The sequence below is a fragment of the Desulfosarcina sp. genome, from assembly GCF_055467485.1.
Genome location: NZ_JBUOIV010000002.1, coordinates 34,391 through 56,214 on the forward strand (window position 1 = coordinate 34,391; position 21,824 = coordinate 56,214).

Here is a 21,824-nt window from a genome sequence, read left to right on the forward strand (position 1 = left end):
CCGTGATAATTAATAAGGATTTAACTAATTGAAAATAGACGAAGCAAAATCGGAACGGGCTTTGGCGCAAGCCTATGACATGACGCCCTATGCCGGCGATCCCTACTGCCTGACCCATCCCAGCCTGCTGGCGGCCTTAGGCAGCCTGTATGGCCTCTCACCCCCACCTCCCGATAACTGTCGCGTACTCGAAATGGGTTGCGGGGACGGCGGCAACATCATACCCATGGCTTACGAGTTCCCCGAGAGCACCTTCATGGGCATCGACCTGTCTGCCGTGCAGATCGGGATCGGACGCAAGCGCATGGATTCACTGGGACTGGGAAATGTCCGCTTAGAGACGCGCAGCATCATGGACATCGACGCCAGTGACGGAAAGTTCGACTACATCATTGCTCACGGGGTTTACTCATGGGTTCCTGATACGGTCAAAGGAAAGATCCTGGATGTCTGCAAAAACAACCTCGTGGAGCAGGGCATCGCGTATATCAGCTACAATGTTCTACCGGGCTGGCAGTTCAACAAATCCATGCGCGACATGATGCTCTATCGTACCCGTCATATCGAGGACCCCAAACAACGCACGGATGCTGCGCTCGAGCTGGTCAAGACCATGCTCGACGCCACGGCTGACAGCAATCGTTTCCACGATGTCCAGCTCCGGTTTTTCGCCAAAACCCTGCTAAGTTTCAAAGACGTTTCCAGCTACCTGCTTCATGATTACATGGAAGCGGACAATGACCCCTTCTACTTTCACGAATTCGCCGGTGCGTTGAAAAATAACGGTATGCAATATATCTGCGATGCCAAGCAGACGGAATTCGAGCTGGACAATCTGCCCGAAGCGGCCGCGGCAGCCTTCGAGAAGGTGTCTGAAAATGCCCTCGACGTCGAGCAATATCTAGATTTTCTATTGAACACACGCTTTCGGCGCTCTCTGCTTTGCCATGATGATATCGACGTCGGCTCGGATTACCATTTGGACCGGATCGCGCCGCTTTTTGCCGCCACGGATGTGGTACCGATTCTGGACTCACCGGATAGCCTGATCGAGGAAGCCACCGCCTTCAGGATGCCGGGAGGTCGACAATTCAGCACGCAGCATCTGCTGGCGCAGATCATCCTTCGGACGTTGAGCCAAATCAAACCGAGCACCATCGACATTCCTTACCTGATCCAGGCAGTCAAGAAGGAGGCACCGGCTGAACTGGATGGTGATTCGAAAAGCCAGGCCGATACCATCGGCCATGCCGTCTACACCCTGTTCTTCAACAGGGCCGTGGAACTGCTGGCTGCGCCGCGTCGGTGCGTATTGGAAATCAGTGACTGCCCGACCGCATCGCCCGTCGCACGCCTGCTTGCGCCCACGCGCCGCGTGACCAACCTGTGCCATCGGACGATCGTGATGGATGACGATATGGCCTGCTTCGTCCTGGTTCATCTCGACGGCACCCGCAACCGGGAAGCGCTTGAAAAGCTGATGCTGGAGGGTGTTCGCACCGGCCGCGTCCATCTCCCCAATCACGAGGCGGCAAATGAAGAATCGACCCGGGAATGGCCACGCGCCCAGTTGGATTCCATTCTCCAGCACTTTGCCCGATGTGGCTTCCTGGTCGGCTGAACGGGGATCAGATATTCCAGCGTCCGTTTGATTAAACCCTCACTGCGGCAAACCGCGGGGAATGTTCTGCCTGCAACGGTAGTGCTGCGCAGCACCATAAGGATAAAATCGCTTGGTCGATCACTCGCTAAACCCGCCTCAAGCGACAGGGAATGCGCTCGCTATCGCGGTTCAGTCACCGGGCCAGGTGTCTGCTTGACAACGTTATCAACCCGTTCAACATTAAGCGTCCAGTGTATGCCGCATCGCTACCTGTGGTGTACAACCGATATCTGTATCTTTTCGGCACTGTGGGTGGCTAAGTGGTATGATATTGTCGCTTTCCCAAGACCGATCATCCTGGAAGCACATTCAATGAAACGATTGTCGCCATGATCGATAAACCTGCCAGCGTGTTGCACATCACCCTTGCCGACGGAACGACCTTCAGTTTCTCTCAACGATTTACCGTGGGCCGCCACTCGCAATGTGCCCTCAGTATTCAGGACAGCGTCGTCAGTCGAAGACATGCCGACATGTTCTGGGATAATGGGCAATGGTGGATCCAGGACCTGGGCAGCGCCAATGGGGTCTTTATAGACGGGCAGCGCATTGATCGGGCCACGCTTTTCGGAACGGGACGCATTCAATTGGGGGCAGGGGGCCCGACCCTTTTTTACAACCTGGAAGGGCCTGCGCCGGTGTCACCGGTGGAACAGCCAGCGGCTGTTCCACCGCAAGCAGAAACCACTGCGACATCCATATCCTCTGGCGATCCGCCCAGCCTCGACCACTACAGGGACCACTATTTCGGCAAGACACTGGACCAGGGGGCCGGCGAGCATACCATCATGGTTCGCCGGGCCTTCGCCGAGGTGCAAAAAAAGCAGCGCATGACCTATGGCGCCATCATCGGCCTGGTGGTGCTGTTGCTGGTCGCCACCGGCAGCGTGGCCTGGTACAAGCACAGCCAGGTTGTCGAGCAGCGCAAGCTGGCCGCAGAGGTTTTCTATACCATGCGGGCGCTTGAGATCGACCTGATCAAACTGCGGGTGGAAGCCGAGCAGCGAAAATCCATGGAGGCCAAAGCGCAGATCGACGCGGTCAACGACCAGAAAAAAAAGCTCGAACAGAGTTACGACCGCTATGTGGACAGTCTGGACATCTACAGCAAGGGGTTGAGTGAGAAGGAAAAGATTATCATGCTTATGGCGCGTCGATTCGGCGAGTGCGAGATCAACATGCCCGATGGATTTGTGGAAGAGGTGTATGGTTTTATCGAGAACTGGCAGTCCAGCAAACGGCTTGCACGGGTCATTCATCGAGCCAAGCGGCAGGGCTATATCCCCAAGATCCTCGAGGCATTGAACGAAGCGGAACTGCCGGCGGAGTTTTTTTACCTGGCCGTCCAGGAAAGCAACCTCGACCACCACGCCGTCGGGCCGCCCACCCGTTTTGGCATCGCCAAGGGTATGTGGCAGTTCATCCCCTCAACCGCTGAACGATACGGACTTCGCATCGGCCCCCTCAAAGATGAAGAGGTAGTGGACCTTTTGGACGAGCGGCATAACTTTGACAAATCGACCCGGGCGGCCGCCACCTACCTGCGGGACATCTATACCACCGACGCCCAGGCATCCGGTTTGCTGGTGATGGCCTCATACAATTGGGGAGAGCGGCGGGTGGTCAAACTGATCCAGACCATGCCGGAAAATCCCCGGGAACGCAATTTTTGGCAGTTGATTTCCGCCTACCGGGATAAAGTGCCCGATGAAACCTACGATTACGTATTCTCCATTTTCACCGCCGCCGTGATCGGCCAAAATCCCCGCTTGTTCGGTTTCGATTTCGACAACCCGTTGATGATGACTGATGCATCTGCAAACAGCTGAGATGACTTGCCTGCGATTCATTGCCCGGGCTATCTGTTGACAATCCGGTCAGGGCAATCGGAACATACCCCATATGGTATGTTGATATAGTATATGTCACCATATGTAGTATGGTTTAGTGGGTTCGGTAAGCGCGTTGAAGGCGTGGTGAAGGACGAAATATCCGGTGAACGGGCGGCGGCAACGATTAATCTGGTGGGTTTGCTTAGCTGAAGAAATTCTTAAACAGCGATTTCTTTTTCGGTACTGGGGGCTGGCTGTCTGATCCCATGTGCTCGGATTCGGCATCGGTCTTTTCCATGGGTTCCACTACCACATCCTGTATTTCCGCCAACCGGCCGCCACCTAAAAACCTGAACTTGGGCCCCTTTTCGGTCAGTGACAGTTCTGCACCCTGGGCGATCACCGATTGCGTTCCAACCGGCCGGCCATTGATTGAAACCATGCTTCTTCCCGTCAGATCTTTTACATAGTACTCGTTTTCGTTGAAGAATATCTGGATGTGTTGTCCGGCCAGGGCATGGTTGGCGATCACGAAGTCGCAAGCCGGGTCCGTGCCGATGGTCACGGGCAGCAGGTTGTAACTCTGAAGCGTCGGGCCGAACTGGATGACCAGCGGAGCATTGGTGCTGATGACGGGGATTTCCAGGTCGGGACCGACGGTTAAGTCTGGTTCAGGACGATGGGGGGGGGGCGTCGCAGGGCCCGCAGGAGCGGGTGCCGGCATCTGCTCCTGCGCCACTGAAGCCGGTGACAAGGGGGGCATCGGTCGAGTCGGTTGAGCCGAGCGGGGATGAGGGACCGGAGCCTCGCCGGCTTCAATTTTGGTCAGAAAACTGGTTTTCGGACCATTTTCGGCAAAGGTGATCACATCGCCATCCCTCAGGTAGACGTCGGCGATTCGTTTTCCGTTGACGAAAGTGCCGTTGGTACTGGCGTCGATGATACGAAACCGGTTTCCCTGTCTATCGATACGGGCATGTCGTCTGGAAATGGTTGTCAGGTCTTTGTCAAAACGAACCTGGCATGTCGAGTGTCGGCCGATATAAACCGGAAATTGCGAAAAATCCTGGATCTGCCCTTTCAAGGGACCCTGGATGTGAACCAGTTGGACGGTGATGTTCGGCACCTGGGGCATATTGTCCCACCTGGATGTATCAGTTCTCGGTTTATGGTGTCGCAGTGACGCGGTGGCAATGAAATCGAGTCGACTATAGCCGATAACGTATGGCTGATGTCAAGGGGTTTTCATTGGCCCTTATTGAGAAGTGCTTTTCTTAATCCGTTCCAGTCGGTCGTTCAGCAGGATTGCCTTCTTGAGATTCTGCTGAACATCCTTGTAGTCGGGATCCACTGCCGTTACCTTCTCCCACGAAACAATGGCTTTTTTCAGCGCCTCCTGGCCGAAAAACACAATACCTTCGTTGTAGTGGAATTCCTTGTACTCGACCAGGCTGCTGTCAATATATCGCTTGCATTCACTGCAGTCCGGCTGAATCGCAGCTGCTTTTTCAAAACCGTTTACCGCGGCCAGATAATCCTGTTTATTGTAAAGCATCAGGGCTTTTTGAAAAAGCGTCTGAAACAGCAGGCCAGTCGCTGTTGCATCCGCCGGGTTCAGTGCCACAGCACGCTCGAGGGTCGAGATGGCTTTGTCGAATTGATTATTTTGAAAGAGGATGTCACCTTCTCGTGTCAGGGTTTCGGCTTCGATCGTGCGGCACCGGTCCAGCAGATCCCGGCAGTCCCTGCAGTTGTCATCGTAATCAAGGGCCGTGATAAATGCGGTCTTGGCTTCATTGAGACGACCCTGAGATAGATGCGTTTTACCCGTTTCGACGTATGCCCGTGAGATATAGCCGATGGCGTTGCTGTCCTCCGGGGCGGCGCTGAGCACCTTTTGCAATTCAACGATTGCCTCGTCGTACTTTTTTTCATTGAACAGGGCAATGCCTGTCTCGCGGTATTCCGCCACCTGATCAACCGGTTCCGATGCTTCCGGCTGGGGGGCTTCAGGTGTTTCGGCAACGGGTTGCACTGCAGGTGCTTCCGGTCGGTATGGGCTTGCGGCTGCCGGTTCAAGGGTTTTATCCAGTCGAGGGATTTTGACTTTCTGCCCCGCTCTAATGCTGGCGGGGTCCGAGATGCCGTTGAATGTGGCGATGACGTGGAACAATTGGTGATCGCCGTAATACATCTGGGCAAGCTTGGCCAGGCTTTCTCCCGGCTGGATTTGATGAACGGTGTATTCCTCTTTTACTGCTGACGGTTGTGCGGGCAAACCGGAACTGACACGAAGAAGGTCTTCGATCGATACGCCGTCGATGACCGGCACCATCACCCGCTGACCGACCCTGACCTGGGTGGCGTTGGACAGGTTGTTGAAATTGGCGATATGATGATATTTTTTGTAGTCGCCATAGTATTTGATTGCCAGTTTTGAAATGCTCTCACCCGGTGCGACTTCATGGGTGATGAACGCTCTTTCTCCCTCGGGCTGGCGCTGCTGAAGCATGGCGGCGGCTTTTTCATGATTCGGCCGGTATCTTAGCGCTTTGAGGAACTCTTTTTTTGCCAGATCCCATTTGCCTTTATCCCTGAAGCGTATGCCGGCCTGGTAGTGGGCCTCGGCCAGGTTGTTCAACTCGTTTTCGAGGCGGTTGATGCCGTCGGCGATGACCGGCTGCCCAGGGTCAATGGTCTGAGCCAGTTTATACTGCTCCAATGCCTCTACCAGATTCCCCTGACCTTCATAAGCCTGGGCCTGTTGAATATATGCGTTGGCCTGTTTGTCCATTTCCCGGGGCGTCTTGGATCCCTGACATCCCCACACGATCACTAGGAATAACCCCAATACGATAAACATGCATTTGCGTTTCATGGCATACTCACTTTAACGGAAAATAATTAAAGGTTTTCAAGCGGGAGGTAAACCGATCCATGTCCCGCTTCAAAATCTGGTCGCGTTTGATCATATAGGGGTCGGCAAAAAAAGGGTTGCTGCCCCGGTCTACGGTAACGGCGATGGTATACCCGGCCTGCCGGGCCAACGATGCGACTTTCTGGTTTTGTCTGCCAAATGGGTAGGAAAAAATGAAAGTCTCCTGGCCGAGCTTTTCATCAAGGATTTGCTTGGAGCGGAATATTTCATCTTTCAGCCGGGCCATGTAGGCCTTGCCATCCTCGTCTTTTTTGGGTTTGGAGAGATCGCTGTGACTAACCGAATGGGAGCCGATGGTAAAACCCTCGCGCTTCAATTCCCTTAACTGGTCCCAGGTGATGGCCTGGCTGGAAACCCCCACGTAGTCGATGTATATGAAAAGCGTGGCCGTAAAGCCGTATTTTTTCAGTATCGGGTAAGCCAGTTCATAGATGGAGCGATACCCATCGTCCACAGAAATCATAACCGCATTTTTGGGTATCGGTTTGCGGTAGTTCAGAAATTCAACCAAGGCTTCCGGGCCGATCACCCGGTAACCGTTTTCCTTTAGATACCGAACCTGCTGTTCAAATATTTCCACAGGCATGCACAGGGGCGAATCACAGGATGGTGCAAACCGGTGATAACACAAGATCGGAACGGTCTGGTATCCTTTTTCGGTGATGCCGGCACGGTTTTGAATGACCAGAGGAATCACTACCAACCGGTCTGCCAGAAAGCTTTCTTTTGGATTGGCATCTTCCACCATCCAGGCCAATCTTGGATCTCCCAGATATGTTTTTGCCAGCATTTCCGGAGTTTCACCGGGTTTGAGACGATGCAGAATCCGTTCATCCGAACGGTATGCTTCCGGCCGTGAAAGCGAAGGGATGGCGCTTGGGCCGGCACAGCCCAGAAAAGCGGCTGCAAATATCAGGTGCAGGAGGAACCCGACACAGTTAAGTATTGAACGTGAGCCAGTCAGAGACATGCTGATCACTCCGGTAACGGCTGAGAAAAGCAGCGAGAACCAGTGCCGTGATAGAAATAAGGACTCACGCTTGTTCTATCTTACAAGAAAATCCTTAGTTTATCTACCATAGCAGCTTTTTAAATTCAATAGCCGCTGCCCGTGCATAATCAGCGGTGGTAAAGCCTGAAAGGCCCGGTTTTTGCCGCACAAGGATGATACAAGGCGATGATGACGATCAAGCTCGTTGCCTGTCATGTCGTGCCGTAATGGACCGGCTTAAAAGGAGATGTTCCTTGACAATCCACTGGTATCATAATACTTTTATGCTCTATTGAAAGGCTGGCTGGCAGCGACGTGAATACCCGTAAAGGTTTTTTGGCGGGGTGGCGTTTCCAGCGACTGAAACACCGTGCAGGGTTCATATGCGGATTGCACCCGATAGTGGAGAATTGCATACGTGAAAACTGAGAACGCGCCTGGACGGATTAAAAAGACCCGCTGGTTTATCTGCCTGCTAATCTGGTGGGTGGCGGCCGTCTTTTTTTACCTGTTCATTGCCGCCCAGGAAAACAACCGGATCGACCGCGTGACGGCCGCGGGCATTAAGGTCGTCCTGTTAAAGGCCGAACAGGCCGGCCTGCCACTGCTCGAACAGAACGTTCCGGCCTTAACCCGTCTGGCGAAGGATGTCGCCACGGTGAAGGGGGTGGTCAATGTCTCCATCATTGATCACAAAAATAAAATTATCGCTTTCACCAACCCTGACCAACTGCTGGCGATGTCGTCAAAAACGGCAAAGCAGAAAGAGGGTGTCAGCTATTGGCTCAATACGCTTGATGACGGCACCCGTGCGGTATGTTTGTCGTCCGACATTATTTATGCCGGCACCAAGATCGGCGAAATTTTTCTGGCCATGAACGCCAGTGGTTCCGTCGCTCTGACCACCGTGTTTTTCTTGTCGGCGCTGGTCAGCTTGCTGATGATTGTATTCATCCTGCTGGTTCAGGATTTCCAGGGAGTGGACGCATTGAGATCGGCCATGGCAGCGAAAATCAGAGCCTGGAGCGCCGGTTTTAACGATCCGTCAGATGATCGGGAAATGATATGTCCGTTATGCGGAAGCCATAAGCCCTTGTCCCGAGCGTTCATGCTTCAGGCCAATTTGGAGCGGTTCACGGTCGTCAGACCGGGAATAAAGGAAAATGGACCGGCACAGATGTGGCAGTCCAGAGGGGTCAATCTTCGTGAACTTTCACGCCGTGACGATTTGGGGTGGTTCCGGCGGCAGATGATCAACCGATGCGCAGACATCATCAAGAAACTGTCCGGTGATTGAGAAGCCCCTTTAAACGAGCGAACCGGAAGGCAAGGAGAACACGCATGCCTGCCAGCGAAAAAGCGTCAACAACAATGATGTGGATGAAGCAGTTGTCCACAACAACCATCCATTCAATCACCGGAAAGGTAAAGGCGTTTATGTCCGGATCCCCGATCAAGCGGCATGTCGCCGTTGGTGTAGCCGTCTGGATGATCCTCAACCTGATTGTCTTTTTCATCCTTCAGGGGAAAATCGAAGACGCGGAAAAGACTTTTTTCAACAAGGGCGTCGATCTGACCCTTGGCCTTTCCGATAAGAGTGGGTCGCCTATTCTGTCTACTGATATCCTCTCTTTGACCGTTGCCATTCGGGAGGTGATGGAGAACCCGGAAATTCGATATGCCGCCATACTGGATCACCAAGACACCATCCTTGCCCATTCCGATCCAGCCAAAATCAACCTGAAGCTGAAGCCCGCTTCTGCGGAAAGCACGATGGACACCATCAACGGTGTTCAAATCACCTCCGGAATGGTTGATGGTCTGACACCGGTGATGATCTTTGAGAACGATGTCACCTATTCGGGGGTGAAAATCGGCAAGGTATCCATTGGCTGGGGGGCTCAGAAGCTGGCGGCGTCGGTCAAAAGCTACCACCTGTACATGATGGTGTCTCTGGTTATTAGCCTGGCAGTTATTGGCTGCACGCTTTTTCTCCTGGAGCGAACCCTTAAGCTACGAGAAGCCGCAAGGCAAAAAGCCATGGAAGGCATGACCCGGATCGGGCCATACCTGTTGACCCAAAAGATCGCCCAGGGGGGGATGGCTGAACTTTACCTGGCCGATTATCTTCGGGAAGACGGCTTCCGGAAGTCGGTTGCCGTTAAAAAAGTGCTGCCCCATCTGGCAGACAATCGTGACTTTATCGATATGTTTATCAGGGAAGCCCGTCTGGCAGCGCTCCTGCAGCACCCCAATGTGGTGCAAATTGCCGATTTCGGGAAAATTCAGAACGCTTATTTCATCGCCATGGAATATGTGAATGGCAAGAACCTCGCCGAGATCATGGGGTTTATTAAAAAGGGGTTGCCGGTGGATATGGCGGTGTTTCTGATCCTTAAGATCAGCAGCGGGCTTCACTATTCCCATACCCGCAGGGACGACAAGACCGGACTCCCGCTTAATATTATCCACCGGGACATCAGTCCCCAGAACATCCTGATATCCCTGAACGGTGAAGTCAAACTCAGCGACTTCGGCATTTCCAAGGCCACGTCAGAACCATCTCTGACCCAGGCCGGCGTGATCAAAGGCAAGCTTTCCTATCTATCTCCCGAACAGGCCATGGGGCAAGAGGTGAACCATCAGATAGACATCTATGCCCTCGGCCTGGTCTTTTATGAAATCCTTTCCGGCAGTCGCCTCTATCGTTTTGCCAACGACATTGAAGCCATCCGTACCATCCCGCAGATGACCATTCCGCCGATCATTACAAAAAGGCCGGACATTCCCCAAGCATTGAACGATATCGTTATGAAGTGCCTGGAGAAGTCAACTGTCAAGCGGTATCAGACCGCCCTGGAGCTGAACAACGATCTGCTGAAATTGAAAAACCACCTGGGAATTACCTACGATGCCTCGGACTTGGCGCTTTTCATGCGGGCCAACTTCGAAACACCGGAACCGGGACCGGGCCCGGTTGCCTGATCTCGGATGCGCATTGCATAGAACGTGCGCGGCCCGCCGGCAGCGGGATATTCAGTGATCTGTTATTAAAATTATCCGATAGGATGGGAAAGGTGGAACTCAGGTGTCACAGGAATCTCCGAAGATCAATTACCACGGTGGGACGGACGTGGGAAATGTCCGCACCAACAATGAGGATGTATTTTATATCAACGAAGCATGCCATTACTGCCTGGTTGCTGATGGCATGGGAGGCGCCGCCGCCGGGGAGGTCGCCAGTCGGATATTCGCCGAGACCGCCAAAGCCGTTTTTGACGGCCATGACGGTATGTCTGAAGAGAACACCATCGCCCGGGTACAGACCACCTATAAGCTGGCCAACGACAAAATACTCAAGCACGTCGGACGCCATCCCAGAGACCAGGGTATGGGGTGTACCGCCGACTTGCTGGCCTTTTCTCAGGATAGCTTCATTATCGGGCATGTGGGTGATTCAAGAACCTACCGGCTGAAAAACAGCACGCTAAAACAACTGACAAAGGACCACTCGCTGGTTCAAGAACAGCTGGATCAGGGACTCATCAGTCCGGACGAAGCGCGGCGGCACGCCATGCGCAACGTGATCCTCAGAGCGGTGGGGGTTAACGAAACCGTCGCCCTGGACATTCTGAAAGGCAAAAAGAATCCAGGCGACTTGTTTCTCCTTTGCAGCGACGGACTTACCGATATGGTCAGCGAGTCAGACGTTTTTTCAACGTTATGCGCCGATGGAACCCTGAGTGATAAGTCCGCAGCCCTGATTAAACTGGCCAAACAAGCTGGCGGAAAAGACAATGTGACCGTTGTGTTGTCGGTCGTTGCCTGATGATAACGAATGATCCTTTCCGCATGCCCTGGTCCCCATCACCGTCGTTTTTCAAAACCCTGCCGCGATTCGGTTTGTAACCGAACACCCTGGATGTTGAGGTGATCGATGTCGATACGCATCCAACATTCAACCATTCCACCCGGTCCAGGTGCGATTAGATCGGATCTTTTATGTTCTGTGGATGTTAAGAAATGGTTGAAGAACCGGGGGAGGACCATGGGCGTGGTCTATCCAGGCCCACGACCCACCATTCGTGTGCCGGTTCCTTTGCCGTAGTCGCCGAGGTGACAGTCGACAGGCCAGAATGACAGCAAATGTCGACATTTAAAACCTATCGGCGGTTACAACTGAGCGTGACGGTCCAGGCATCAAAAAACCGTCGGTCCCGCCAATTTATTGTTTTAACTCCGCGAGTCATTGTATGCTCCACCGATTAAGGCGGGAACCTGCGAGCCGGCGGATTGAAGCCTGTGGCCACACCCGGCCAACCCATGTTGCCGGGAGGCAGAACCGGCCTGTGGTCAAGCTTCATTAGGGTTTCTGCCAAGTTATGCCCCTTCACGAAAAATGCGCATCGCGGGCGGTTCACAGATGACACCGGGCATTCATTTCAATCCAAACCGGCCTTGAAAGCGTTGGGAAAAATTTCTGGCAAACTCCTTGCAAGCTGTCAAATGTCAAGCCCTATTCATTCGAAATCCTTAACCGATTATTTGCAGGGAGATCCCATGGTTGAACGGCGAAAGCATAAACGTTATTCCATGCCACGTGGCACATTTGTCATTTTAAGAAATAGATTCGATCCATTGCGCAATTATACAAATATGAGCATCGGAGAGATTGCCATGGTCCTTTATAAATCCGAACCGGCAGCCATGGGGCAAGTTACGAACCTGAGCATTGGGGGGATGGCCTTTGGTGGCGACACTATCAGCATAACTGATCCCGGAAGAGTCCAACTCGACCTGTTGATGACCGAAAAGGGCATCTATGTACACAACATTCCCTATGCGGTCGTTCCGATCAGGGCAAATGGTAATAATGCGAAGAATCCCCCGGAGACCCGAACCAATGCCCTTTGCTTCAAACACCTTGACGCGGAAACAAAAGGCCAGCTTCGAGAATTGCTGGACCACCGTGTTTGTAGTTAGCCGCAATGGGCCTTAATCCGTTAACCTGCCGGCGCAAGCGGAGAAAAAACGATGTCTACGGTAGAGTCAATCATTGAAGCGGTCGATCATCTAAAACCGGTATCGGAGGTTGCTGGGAAAGTCATGGCGCTTCTGGACGATCCGGATTGCGGTATGTCCGATCTGTCCGACATCATCCGCCATGAACCGGCATTGACGGCCAACGTATTGAAACTGGCCAACTCTTCATATTTTGGATTGCCGGGTAAAATTAATGACGCCAAGCAGGCCGTCGTCTATCTTGGCATGACCCAGGTGGTCGATTTGGTGCTTTTGGTCAGTTGTTCGGAGAATTTCAACGGGTCGCATGATGGATACGGATTAAACAGCGGAGAACTGTGGAAGAGTGCCGTCTCCGCTGCCATTTTGGCCAATGACCTGGCTGATATAAAAGGGGTCAAGCAGACCAGTCTCCTATTCACGGGGGCCTTGCTGCGTGACATCGGCAAGGTTGTTTTGAATCAGCATGTGAGATCGGCGATAGAGCCGATCATGAGCCGTGTAAAAACACAGGCCATGACCTTCAAGGAGGCGGAGCGACAGGTTTTGGGTTTCGATCACTGCCAGGTGGGAGCCATGGTAGCGAAAAACTGGCATTTCCCGACACCGCTTCAATGCATCATCCGCTATTCGCATACGCCATTGGAAGCAGCGGGCTGCTATCTGGAAGCGTCCATTGTCTATATGGCAGATGCCTTGTGCCGCAAAATGGAGATCGGGCTGGGGGTCGATGATCCGTCCTACCCAGAAGACGATCGGGTCGCCCGGTCAGTCGGTCTGCAACTCTCTCAGATCCAGGGGGTCATTGATGATTTTGATACAAAAATGGATCGTGTCAATGCGCTTTTTTCGATAGAATGAGCGCCGTCGGCCCGGCTGGATGACGTGCGTGATGGCCTTGTTGTCGACAAGGAACGTGTCGCCCTGTTTTTTTCAATAATTTACTAAAGAAACGAAGGCCGGAACCGATATTACTAATTCGAAAGCATTTGAAACCAGACGTTTAATTTTTAAATTATTCCGGAGGTAAGTGATGGCGTACAAGATCCTTACGGTTGATGACAGTAAAACCATTCGGATGATCGTCAAAAAGGCCTTTAAACCTTACAACTGTGAACTCTATGAAGGTGAGAACGGGGTAGAGGGCCTGGCTATCGCCGCCAAGGAAATGCCGGATCTGATAATCCTCGACATCACCATGCCGGTGATGACAGGAATCGAAATGCTTGGCAAGCTCAAAGCCGAAAATGATTTGAAGGACATTCCGGTGATCATGCTCACGGCCGAATCAGGCAAGGAAAATGTCATGCAGATCGTTAAAATGGGCGTCAAGGATTACATCGTCAAGCCGTTCAAGGGCGAACAGTTGATCGAGCGGGCTAAGAATATCCTGAAACTCAGGCCTGTGGAATAGACAGACGTCAGCGGTGCCGATCATCCATGGCGTATTGCCAGAATCGCATGGGTCACGTCTCCCGCCTCTTTTGTATTTTCTTGCGTTGAACGCACATGCTATCAAAACGCGACGAAATCAACGGTTAACACTCGTCCTGCAGCGCCTTTCAAAATAAGATGATCTCGACAGTCAACCCCCATCTTCCTTTCGATCTGAGATTCTCGGGTCCCTTGTTCAACCGAACCCATACTATCCGATCTTGATTGTGCCGGACAGTTCCTGTCCGGCCTTTTTTTGCGGATAATACGATCAAACTGCGAAAGCGGGCATACTTCCCTGGCTTGCGGCGGATCAATCCAGCGCATTCGATCTTAGGTCCACCATGAAGGATCACGGCTACCCGAAAAAATATAATTTTCGACCCATACGATCACCGCTCAAGAGCGGCAGCGCGCCTCATTTCCAGATGGATAGGCTGCCAGTGACAACGGTAGGGTAACTGTGTATGAAAAATTCGTCGTGCTTTTCATTCGGGTGGATTCTGCACAACGAGATGGCTTATCACCTGAGCCATTGCCGGCCAATCCGTCGAGAGGGTGGTGGTTATTCAGTAGCTGAACGGGTTCGGATGTGATGATCAGGTTGCGATTGTGAAAATTATAAAACGATGGTATTAATTATTGCTTATGCCGGTTGATTGAATCATTCGTGCGATCCCGATGCGGGGGCTATGCTTTGCTCCCACAAGTCTCGGGGAATGTTCCGAAGCATGAAAACCGATTCCCGATGCGTTCATTGTCTCGGCGCACTTTTGATCGGCACAAAAATGGCCGGTGAGGAATCCGGAGGGTGCAAAACAAAAAAATAAGCCTCCAGATTTAATCTCAAAGGCTTATAAATATTAGATAAGAGGAGTAACCGTGGCGCGCCTGGCAGGATTCGAACCTGCGGCCTACGGATTAGAAGTCCGTTGCTCTATCCAGCTGAGCTACAGGCGCGTAAACAGACGACACCCGTAACATAACGTCAGAGTCTTGTCCACACGAAAAACAGGCCTGGCAATGGTTGACGGCCATCATTGCCGATATGTAACTATTGCAGAGCCCGGGTAGGGGAATGAAAAAGGCAAAAATAAAAAAGGCGAAACCATCGGCGAAAAAAACAGCCCCGCTGACAGGTGGTCGGACCAGCGACAAATCACTTGTCAAATATGATCCGCTCCAGCGTTACCTTTCGGAGATCAGCCGCTACAACCTGTTGACCCGGGAGGAAGAGGTCTCGTTGGGAAAACGGGTGCAGGAGCACGGGGACCAGGAGGCCGCTTATCGGCTGGTTACTTCGAATCTGCGATTGGTGGTTAAAATTGCGTTGGAATTTCAGCGGGTTTGGATGCAGAACCTGCTGGACCTGATTCAAGAGGGCAATATAGGCTTGATGCAGGCAGTTAAAAAATTTGACCCGTATAAGAACGTCAAGTTTTCCTACTACGCCTCCTTCTGGATCAAGGCGTATATCCTCAAATTCATCATGGACAATTGGCGCCTGGTGAAAATCGGCACGACCCAGGGGCAACGTAAGCTCTTTTTTAAGTTGAAGAAAGAAAAGCAGAAACTCATCGAAGAGGGCTTTGATCCCAAACCAAAACTGCTTTCCCAGCGATTGGGCGTCTCCGAACGTGAAATTGTGGACATGGACCAGCGCTTGGACGGTTGGGACATCTCCTTGGATGCACCGCTCAAAGAGGATTCCGATACCGAGCGAATCGAATTCATGAGCACGGAGTCAGAATCGGCTGAGGATACGGTGGCAAAAAAAGAGATGTCCTCCCTGCTCAATGAGAAAATTGCCGAATTCAGAACCCAGATGACCGACCGGGAACTGGAGATATTTGACAAGCGGATCTTTTCCGACAGTCCAGTGACGCTCCAGGAGATCGGAGATAAATACGGTATATCCCGTGAGCGTGTGAGACAGGTAGAAAAAAATGTGGTCAAAAAGATGCGGGATTACTTTAAAAAGGAAATCCCCGACTTTGAGACATATACGGAGGGTGTCTCCTGATCGCTCTGTCTGCGACCGTGTATTCGACTGTTTCAGACGTATATCATTGGCCAAGCGATACGGCTGTCTGCTTGGCCATGTTTATTGGATGAGAGAATATTAAATGACAAAAATAGGTGTTAGACACATATTTTTAATCCTTTGCATGATTTTTCTGTCGGGGTGCGGCCTGACGGGCTTGGGATCCCGGGGCGCGGGCTGGAAGCCTCTGCCAGACGCCAAGGTTCGTCCGGTTAATGCCTATTATCTTTTTTCCGAGGCGCATCTGTCCCTTAAAAAAGGCAATGTGGATCGCGCCGTTGAACTCATGCAGCAGGCCTTGGCAAAGGATCCGGAGTCGGTGTATCTGAAGCGTGAACTGGCTGGGTTCTGGCTGCTGAAAAAAGACACGGCGGCTGCCATTAATTTATTAGACGACATTTTGGCCAGTCATCCTGATGATGTCGATACGCTAATTCTTGCCGGACGGATTCATCAGAATGTCAATCAGACTGAAGCTGCCATAGATGCCTTTTCACGGGTAATTGCCCTGGACCCGTCCCAGCAGAATATCTATCTCCAACTGGGCAGCATGCTCATGGACCAGGAGCAATGGGACCAGGCCGAACAGGTATATGAACAGCTCGTCAGCGTCTTTCCCGGATCCTATGCGGGCTATTTTTTCCTGGGCCGGATCAACGCAATCAAAGGCGATGGCAAAACAGCAAAAACCTACTTTGAAAAAACATTGGCTCTGGAACCCGAACTGGTGGAGTCTCGTTTCGAACTGGGCGCCTTGTATGAAACCGATAAAAAATATGACAAGGCCGCTTCCATATATAATGAAATCCTGAAGCAGAATCCCGGCAATGTCCAGGCTAGCATGGCCTTGGGCCATGCCTACTATCGACAGGGACTGAAAAAAAAGGCCCAAAACGTATTTACTTCCTTGGGAAAAAGGAGTCAGGAAGATCAGGAGGTCGTCCGAATTCTGGTGAGAAACTACCTGGATGCCCGGGATTTTGAAGCGGCAACGATCATTATCCGGGGAATGATCAAGGGTGCGCCGGATAATTCAGACCTCAACTACCTGGCTGGCGTGGCCCTGGATGGCCTGGGAAAAAAGAGCGCAGCCATCGACCAGTTAAAACAGGTTGCGCCGGGCTCGCGTTTTTTCCAAAACGCAGCGGTACACGCCGCACTGCTTTACCAGGAGATGGAGCAGCTTCAGGCAGCCATTGATTTTCTCTTGGAGACGATCGAAAAGGATCCGAAAAATCATGAATTCCGCCTCTATCTGGGATCCTTCTACGAACAGGTGGCGGCCTACGACAAGGCCGAAACGGCCCTTAAAGACGGCCTCGGCCTGGATCCTGAGAACCCGCGCCTATATTTCCGCTTGGGTGTGGTTTACGACAAGTGGGGAAAGAGGGAAGACTCTATCGCCGCCATGAAGCAGGTGATCCGTTTGGAACCGGACAACGCCAACGCACTGAACTATCTGGGATACACGTATACCGATATGGGTATCAATCTGGATGAAGCGGAACAGCTGATTCGCAGAGCGCTCGAACACAAGCCCGGTGACGGGTATATAACCGACAGTCTCGCCTGGGTTTACTTTAAGCGGGGGCAATATGAAAAGGCTTTGCCGCTGCTGGAGCAGGCCTCCAGCCAGGTCCCGGACGACCCCATCATTTTGGAACACCTGGGGGATGTCTACCACAAGCTTGGTCTGACTGAAAAAGCCCGGCAGAGTTACCGCCAATCCATTGAAAACGGCCACACAGACAAAACGGCCATAGAAGAGAAGATCCGCCTGCTGGAACCATGAACGTTGCGTTTTCCCGCCTTCGCCATCGGTTGTTATCCGATCACGCTCCTTTTTATTTGAGTGGGTGGTCAGTGCTGATCCTATTCATGACCGCCTGGCTGGCGGGCGGCTGTGCGCGGTTTTCAACACCGCATAGCCACCGCGATCTTGCGGCGGAACAGGTGGTGGCCGGTCTGAGGTTAACCAACGCCGATCTGACCCGATTCAAATGTGTCGGAAAGATAACCCTTTCCAGCCCAAAACAACCGGCACAATCCTTTAGAGCGGCTATGGCGGGCCAGTTATCCGACCGTTTAAGAATCGACATGTTCGCTCCCTTCGGCGGATCGGCCGGCACCGTTTCCAGTGACGGGAAACATCTCTTTCTTGTCATGCACCCATCCCGTGAATACTATAAAAGACGTTTCGGCAGCGGCAGCCTGCGGCAAATGATCCAAATTGACGTCAGTGTGGGTGAACTCCTGGAATTGCTGGTGGGGAGAATCCCCATGGATTCGGAATTCTCGGCCCGGCTGGTATTCGATGAGAATGAAGCGCAACGCCGCCTGATACTGGTCGATCGATGGGGCAGGATCCGTCAGCGGATCATCGTAGATGATTTCATGCATCCGGTGGCCTCAACGTGGTTCGATGCCCATCAGAATCCGGTCTATACCCTGACAACTGCCGGTAAGCAGACCATAGACGGATTTGTTCTGCCCAGGCGAATCGATTTATCGGGATCCTCCGGAGAACGGGTAACGGTAACTTTGGACCGGTATGAGGTCAATGCCCGCTTGGATGATAACCTTTTCATTCCGGCCAGGCCGTCATCATGAGGCCGGGCCCGCGCTTTGCAACGGATGCCACGCTCGGGAAATTAGGCCGGCATCTGCGGTCGGCCGGATTCGATACCCTGTGCCAGCACCAACATCGGGATGCGGACCTGTTTGAAACGATAGACGATGCGCGCATCATCCTTACCCGTACAAGGCGGTTGCGGTCGCGGTTTAGGAACAGGCCCCTGGTATTCATCCGCGATAACGAGCCGCTTCAACAGATGAAACAGGTGGTGCGGGAGTTGAATCTCGAGTGGGGCGACGCCAAACTGTTCAGTCGCTGCATCGTGTGCAACCAAACCGTTAAAAGGGTGGACCGGGAAGCGGTGAGGGGGCTGGTGCCTGCCTATGTCTGGCACTGCCACCTTGCCTTTCATGCATGCGCCAAGTGTGGTCGGATTTACTGGGCTGGAAGTCATCACGACCGCTTGGGCAAAACGCTTTCAACTATTTTTCAACAAAAAGACGAGAAATCCCATGACCATTAAACAATCCAGAAACAGCGGCTGCGGTGGTGGCAGTTGCGGTAGCAGCGCGGCACCGAATGCACAGGATCAGACCATCGCCACCGCCCTGTCCAAAATTAAAAATAAAATCATCGTCATGAGCGGTAAGGGCGGTGTGGGAAAATCCAGTTTCGCCTCCAACCTGGCCGTGGCATTGGCCGGCAAAGGCTTTTCGACAGGCCTGCTGGATGTCGATTTGCATGGCCCCAGCATTGCCGGCATGATGGGCATCAAAGGACTGTTGGATGTCAACGAGGACCAGCAGGTGATCCCCAAGACCGTCGGCGATAATCTGAAAGTGGTTTCCATGCAGTCCCTGATGAAGGATCCCGATCAGGCCGTCATCTGGCGCGGACCCGCCAAAACCGGCATTATCCGGCAATTCGTCGCCGATGTACGCTGGGAAACGCTGGATTTTCTCATCGTCGATTCCCCCCCGGGCACGGGTGACGAACCGTTGAGCGTCGCCCAGACCCTCACTGGTGCAAAAGCCCTGATTGTTACGACACCGCAGGATGTGGCGCTTGCCGATGTGCGAAAATCAATCAACTTCTGCCGGACCGTCAACCTGGAAATTGTGGGGCTGGTGGAAAACATGGGGCCATTTGCCTGTCCCTGCTGCGGAGAGACCGTCGAATTATTTAAAAGCCGCGGTGGTCAGGTCACTGCTCAAAACATGGGGGTGTTTTTTTTGGGTACATTGCCTTTCGATCCCCAAGTGGTCAAGGCCTGCGATGAAGGGACGCCCATAGCCGCCGGCGGCCATTCCGGCCCCTTTGTGAATGCCTTGGACCGAGTGGTCCGGGCCCTGGTCAGCAGCCTCTAGCCATGGTGCGGCAGGTTTTGGCGCTGGAGGCCCGCTTGCGCGCGTGCAGCAATGTCCGCACCATCGGTGTTCGTCCCAACTTCACGGACTACAGCCCAGAGGAAGTTCGTTGGATCCGAGACGCCCAAAAAATCTACTATCCCACTGCCTTCTATGCGGATCTGTTCGATGCCCTGGGCAAATCCACTTTCCCCAGTTACCATACCTACAAGTGCGTTCAGGACAAAATCAAGCAGAGCGCCCTGTTTCAACTGGCGGGGCTGCCCCATCCCAGAACCCGCGTGTTTTACGGCAAACGGCAGAAAGCAAAAATCCAGGAATATTTTTCCTATCCGTTCATTGCCAAAGAGCCGCGTGGTTCAGCCATGGGGAGGGGCGTATATTTGATCGGCGACGATGTCGATCTGGAGATCTACACCCGTGACCGGCACGTGGCTTACATCCAGCAGTACCTTCCGGCCGACCGTGACATCCGGGTCGTCGTGATCGGCAGCCAGGTGGTGCATGCCTATTGGCGGATCGCCGGGGAAGGGGAGTTTCGCACCAATGTGGCCAGAGGGGGGCGAATCAGCCTGGCGCCGGTACCCGAAGCCGCCATCGCCCTGGCCCAACGGGCGGCGCAAGTCTGCGGGTGGGACGATGTAGGCATGGATATCTGCTGTCACGACGGTCAATACACCATCCTGGAAGCCAATATGAAGTATGGACGGGAAGGGTTCCGGGTCGCTGGAATCGACTATTTCAAGATGATGGAGCGTATGATCGACGATGGACAAATTTAAGGGGTTATCCACACCCCCCACACTGGACCGAATCAAATCCGCCCTGAACCAACAGGAACGGGCAATCTTTTCGCCGGTGGCGACCTCCAGCGAATCCGGGGTGCGCCGCCACCCCATCATCGATACCGCGGCCGGTTACCGGCAGGCGTTCTCTCTGGATTCGGACCGGATTCTGCACAGCCGGGCCTATACCCGTTACATCGACAAGACCCAGGTCTTTTATCTTATTCCCAACGACCACATCACCCACCGGGTGCTGCATGTTCAACTGGTATCCAAAATCGCCCGCACCATCGGCAGGTTTCTAAGGCTCAACGAGGATCTTATCGAGGCGATTGCCCTGGGCCATGATATCGGCCACACCCCCTTCGGCCATGAAGGCGAGCGATACCTGTCCGAATTGTGCCAACAGGCAGGCATCGGTTATTTTTTGCACAATGTCCAGAGCATTCAGTTCCTGGATCGGGTGGAGCGCAAAGGCCGGGGATGGAACCTGTGCCTGCAGACCCTGGACGGAATTTTGTGCCATGACGGCGAGATCCACAATCGTCTGCTGACCCCCAATCCCGACAAGGATTTTGCGGCCTTCGAAGCGGAGATCGCTGCCAAGAAGGCCGATCCGGATTACCCGCTCATCCCCATGACCACGGAGGGATGTGTCGTGCGGATGGCCGACACCATCGCCTACATCGGCCGCGATCTTGAAGATGCCATCCGCTTGGGCCTTCTCGATCGCCGCGATATCCCCAAATCCATTTCCCGGATTCTGGGCAACACCAACGGTACCATTGTTTACCGCCTGGTAACCGATGTCATCCAGAATAGTTGCGAGAACCATTTCGTAGCCTTCAGCCCCACGATTTCAGATGCATTGAAAGCGCTCAAAGCCTTCAATCTGGAACGTATCTACAAGAACCCGAAGAGCAAGGTTCACTCGGCGGCCATTCAACGGCTCTTTTCGATGCTATTCGAAATGCGGTTGGCGGACCTGGTGACGAGCAATCGTTCGTCCGACATCTTTTCCGGGTTTTTGGCCGATATGTCGGACGCCTACATTGCCAACCACAGCAACCCGGAGATTGTCCGGGATTACATTGCAGGAATGACCGATCGATACTTTTTGCACCAGTTTCCCGAACATCTTCGACCGGTGGCTCGTTTCTGAACCAAAGACGT

At 53.0% G+C, this 21,824-nt stretch carries 18 protein-coding genes and 1 tRNA gene; 15 read left to right on the plus strand and 4 right to left on the minus strand.

What is annotated here, in order from left to right:
• The first annotated feature begins 28 nt into the window (after positions 1-28).
• The gene (locus ACZCED_RS01305) at positions 29-1,621 is read left to right on the plus strand and encodes a methyltransferase regulatory domain-containing protein (protein ID WP_464860046.1); all 1,593 of its coding nucleotides are present in this window, start codon (positions 29-31) and stop codon (positions 1,619-1,621) included.
• Between the two features lie 371 nt (positions 1,622-1,992).
• The gene (locus tag ACZCED_RS01310) at positions 1,993-3,492 is read left to right on the plus strand and encodes an FHA domain-containing protein (protein WP_464860047.1); all 1,500 of its coding nucleotides are present in this window, start codon (positions 1,993-1,995) and stop codon (positions 3,490-3,492) included.
• Positions 3,493-3,697: 205 nt separating this feature from the next.
• On the opposite strand, the gene ACZCED_RS01315 is transcribed toward ACZCED_RS01310, so the two are convergent.
• The 3 genes from ACZCED_RS01315 to ACZCED_RS01325 form a co-directional block, all read right to left on the minus strand.
• Positions 3,698-4,630 (minus strand): FHA domain-containing protein, encoded by a 933-nt coding sequence (locus ACZCED_RS01315; protein WP_462968903.1) that lies wholly within the window; start codon positions 4,628-4,630, stop codon positions 3,698-3,700.
• A gap of 120 nt (positions 4,631-4,750) precedes the next feature.
• Positions 4,751-6,373 carry a tetratricopeptide repeat protein gene (locus ACZCED_RS01320; protein WP_462968902.1) on the minus strand — a complete coding sequence of 541 codons (1,623 nt, stop codon included), beginning with the start codon at positions 6,371-6,373 and terminating at the stop codon, positions 4,751-4,753.
• A gap of 7 nt (positions 6,374-6,380) precedes the next feature.
• Positions 6,381-7,223 carry a polysaccharide deacetylase family protein gene (locus ACZCED_RS01325; protein ID WP_462968901.1) on the minus strand — a complete coding sequence of 281 codons (843 nt, stop codon included), beginning with the start codon at positions 7,221-7,223 and terminating at the stop codon, positions 6,381-6,383.
• A gap of 619 nt (positions 7,224-7,842) precedes the next feature.
• Between ACZCED_RS01325 and ACZCED_RS01330 the strand changes: the two genes are divergently transcribed.
• From ACZCED_RS01330 to ACZCED_RS01355, 6 genes are all read left to right on the plus strand, one after another.
• Positions 7,843-8,721: a hypothetical protein gene (locus ACZCED_RS01330; protein ID WP_462968900.1), complete on the plus strand. Its 879-nt coding sequence runs from the start codon at positions 7,843-7,845 to the stop codon at positions 8,719-8,721.
• 44 nt (positions 8,722-8,765) lie between these two features.
• Positions 8,766-10,409 carry a protein kinase domain-containing protein gene (locus ACZCED_RS01335; protein WP_464860048.1) on the plus strand — a complete coding sequence of 548 codons (1,644 nt, stop codon included), beginning with the start codon at positions 8,766-8,768 and terminating at the stop codon, positions 10,407-10,409.
• Between the two features lie 103 nt (positions 10,410-10,512).
• The gene (locus tag ACZCED_RS01340; protein ID WP_462968898.1) at positions 10,513-11,253 is read left to right on the plus strand and encodes a Stp1/IreP family PP2C-type Ser/Thr phosphatase; all 741 of its coding nucleotides are present in this window, start codon (positions 10,513-10,515) and stop codon (positions 11,251-11,253) included.
• Positions 11,254-11,726: 473 nt separating this feature from the next.
• A complete protein-coding gene (locus ACZCED_RS01345; protein ID WP_462968897.1) occupies positions 11,727-12,407 on the plus strand; it encodes a hypothetical protein in 681 nt (226 codons plus the stop codon).
• A 51-nt stretch (positions 12,408-12,458) separates the two neighbouring features.
• Complete coding sequence (locus tag ACZCED_RS01350; protein ID WP_462968896.1) at positions 12,459-13,307, plus strand: HDOD domain-containing protein; 849 nt, start codon at positions 12,459-12,461, stop codon at positions 13,305-13,307.
• Positions 13,308-13,479: 172 nt separating this feature from the next.
• Positions 13,480-13,860: a response regulator gene (locus tag ACZCED_RS01355; RefSeq protein ID WP_319410053.1), complete on the plus strand. Its 381-nt coding sequence runs from the start codon at positions 13,480-13,482 to the stop codon at positions 13,858-13,860.
• A gap of 903 nt (positions 13,861-14,763) precedes the next feature.
• Here ACZCED_RS01355 and ACZCED_RS01360 read toward each other — a convergent pair.
• Positions 14,764-14,840, minus strand: a tRNA-Arg gene (locus ACZCED_RS01360).
• 118 nt (positions 14,841-14,958) lie between these two features.
• Here ACZCED_RS01360 and ACZCED_RS01365 point away from each other — a divergent pair.
• From ACZCED_RS01365 to ACZCED_RS01395, 7 genes are all read left to right on the plus strand, one after another.
• On the plus strand, positions 14,959-15,903 hold the full coding sequence (locus tag ACZCED_RS01365; RefSeq protein ID WP_462968895.1) for a sigma-70 family RNA polymerase sigma factor: 945 nt from the start codon (positions 14,959-14,961) through the stop codon (positions 15,901-15,903).
• 103 nt (positions 15,904-16,006) lie between these two features.
• On the plus strand, positions 16,007-17,716 hold the full coding sequence (locus ACZCED_RS01370) for a tetratricopeptide repeat protein (protein WP_464860049.1): 1,710 nt from the start codon (positions 16,007-16,009) through the stop codon (positions 17,714-17,716).
• Between the two features lie 71 nt (positions 17,717-17,787).
• On the plus strand, positions 17,788-18,534 hold the full coding sequence (locus ACZCED_RS01375; protein ID WP_464860050.1) for a LolA-like protein: 747 nt from the start codon (positions 17,788-17,790) through the stop codon (positions 18,532-18,534).
• The gene (locus ACZCED_RS01380; RefSeq protein WP_462968892.1) at positions 18,531-19,022 is read left to right on the plus strand and encodes a Mut7-C RNAse domain-containing protein; all 492 of its coding nucleotides are present in this window, start codon (positions 18,531-18,533) and stop codon (positions 19,020-19,022) included. The genes ACZCED_RS01375 and ACZCED_RS01380 overlap by 4 nt, the downstream gene beginning before the upstream one ends.
• The gene (locus tag ACZCED_RS01385; RefSeq protein WP_462968891.1) at positions 19,012-19,866 is read left to right on the plus strand and encodes a P-loop NTPase; all 855 of its coding nucleotides are present in this window, start codon (positions 19,012-19,014) and stop codon (positions 19,864-19,866) included. The genes ACZCED_RS01380 and ACZCED_RS01385 overlap by 11 nt, the downstream gene beginning before the upstream one ends.
• A 2-nt stretch (positions 19,867-19,868) precedes the next feature.
• On the plus strand, positions 19,869-20,648 hold the full coding sequence (locus tag ACZCED_RS01390) for an ATP-grasp domain-containing protein (protein ID WP_462968890.1): 780 nt from the start codon (positions 19,869-19,871) through the stop codon (positions 20,646-20,648).
• Positions 20,635-21,813: a deoxyguanosinetriphosphate triphosphohydrolase family protein gene (locus tag ACZCED_RS01395; protein WP_462968889.1), complete on the plus strand. Its 1,179-nt coding sequence runs from the start codon at positions 20,635-20,637 to the stop codon at positions 21,811-21,813. The genes ACZCED_RS01390 and ACZCED_RS01395 overlap by 14 nt, the downstream gene beginning before the upstream one ends.
• Positions 21,814-21,824 lie beyond the last annotated feature (11 nt).

Excerpts from the sequence above, each read along its gene's own strand:
- ACZCED_RS01310 (WP_464860047.1), top strand. The coding sequence starts at position 1,993 with ATGATCGATAAACCTGCCAGCGTGTTGCACATCACCCTTGCCGACGGA.
- ACZCED_RS01315 (WP_462968903.1), bottom strand. The coding sequence starts at position 4,630 with ATGCCCCAGGTGCCGAACATCACCGTCCAACTGGTTCACATCCAGGGT.
- ACZCED_RS01320 (WP_462968902.1), bottom strand. The coding sequence starts at position 6,373 with ATGAAACGCAAATGCATGTTTATCGTATTGGGGTTATTCCTAGTGATC.
- ACZCED_RS01325 (WP_462968901.1), bottom strand. The coding sequence starts at position 7,223 with ATGCTGGCAAAAACATATCTGGGAGATCCAAGATTGGCCTGGATGGTG.
- ACZCED_RS01335 (WP_464860048.1), top strand. The coding sequence starts at position 8,766 with ATGCCTGCCAGCGAAAAAGCGTCAACAACAATGATGTGGATGAAGCAG.
- ACZCED_RS01350 (WP_462968896.1), top strand. The coding sequence starts at position 12,459 with ATGTCTACGGTAGAGTCAATCATTGAAGCGGTCGATCATCTAAAACCG.
- ACZCED_RS01355 (WP_319410053.1), top strand. The coding sequence starts at position 13,480 with ATGGCGTACAAGATCCTTACGGTTGATGACAGTAAAACCATTCGGATG.
- ACZCED_RS01365 (WP_462968895.1), top strand. The coding sequence starts at position 14,959 with ATGAAAAAGGCAAAAATAAAAAAGGCGAAACCATCGGCGAAAAAAACA.
- ACZCED_RS01370 (WP_464860049.1), top strand. The coding sequence starts at position 16,007 with ATGACAAAAATAGGTGTTAGACACATATTTTTAATCCTTTGCATGATT.
- ACZCED_RS01380 (WP_462968892.1), top strand. The coding sequence starts at position 18,531 with ATGAGGCCGGGCCCGCGCTTTGCAACGGATGCCACGCTCGGGAAATTA.
- ACZCED_RS01385 (WP_462968891.1), top strand. The coding sequence starts at position 19,012 with ATGACCATTAAACAATCCAGAAACAGCGGCTGCGGTGGTGGCAGTTGC.
- ACZCED_RS01390 (WP_462968890.1), top strand. The coding sequence starts at position 19,869 with ATGGTGCGGCAGGTTTTGGCGCTGGAGGCCCGCTTGCGCGCGTGCAGC.
- ACZCED_RS01395 (WP_462968889.1), top strand. The coding sequence starts at position 20,635 with ATGGACAAATTTAAGGGGTTATCCACACCCCCCACACTGGACCGAATC.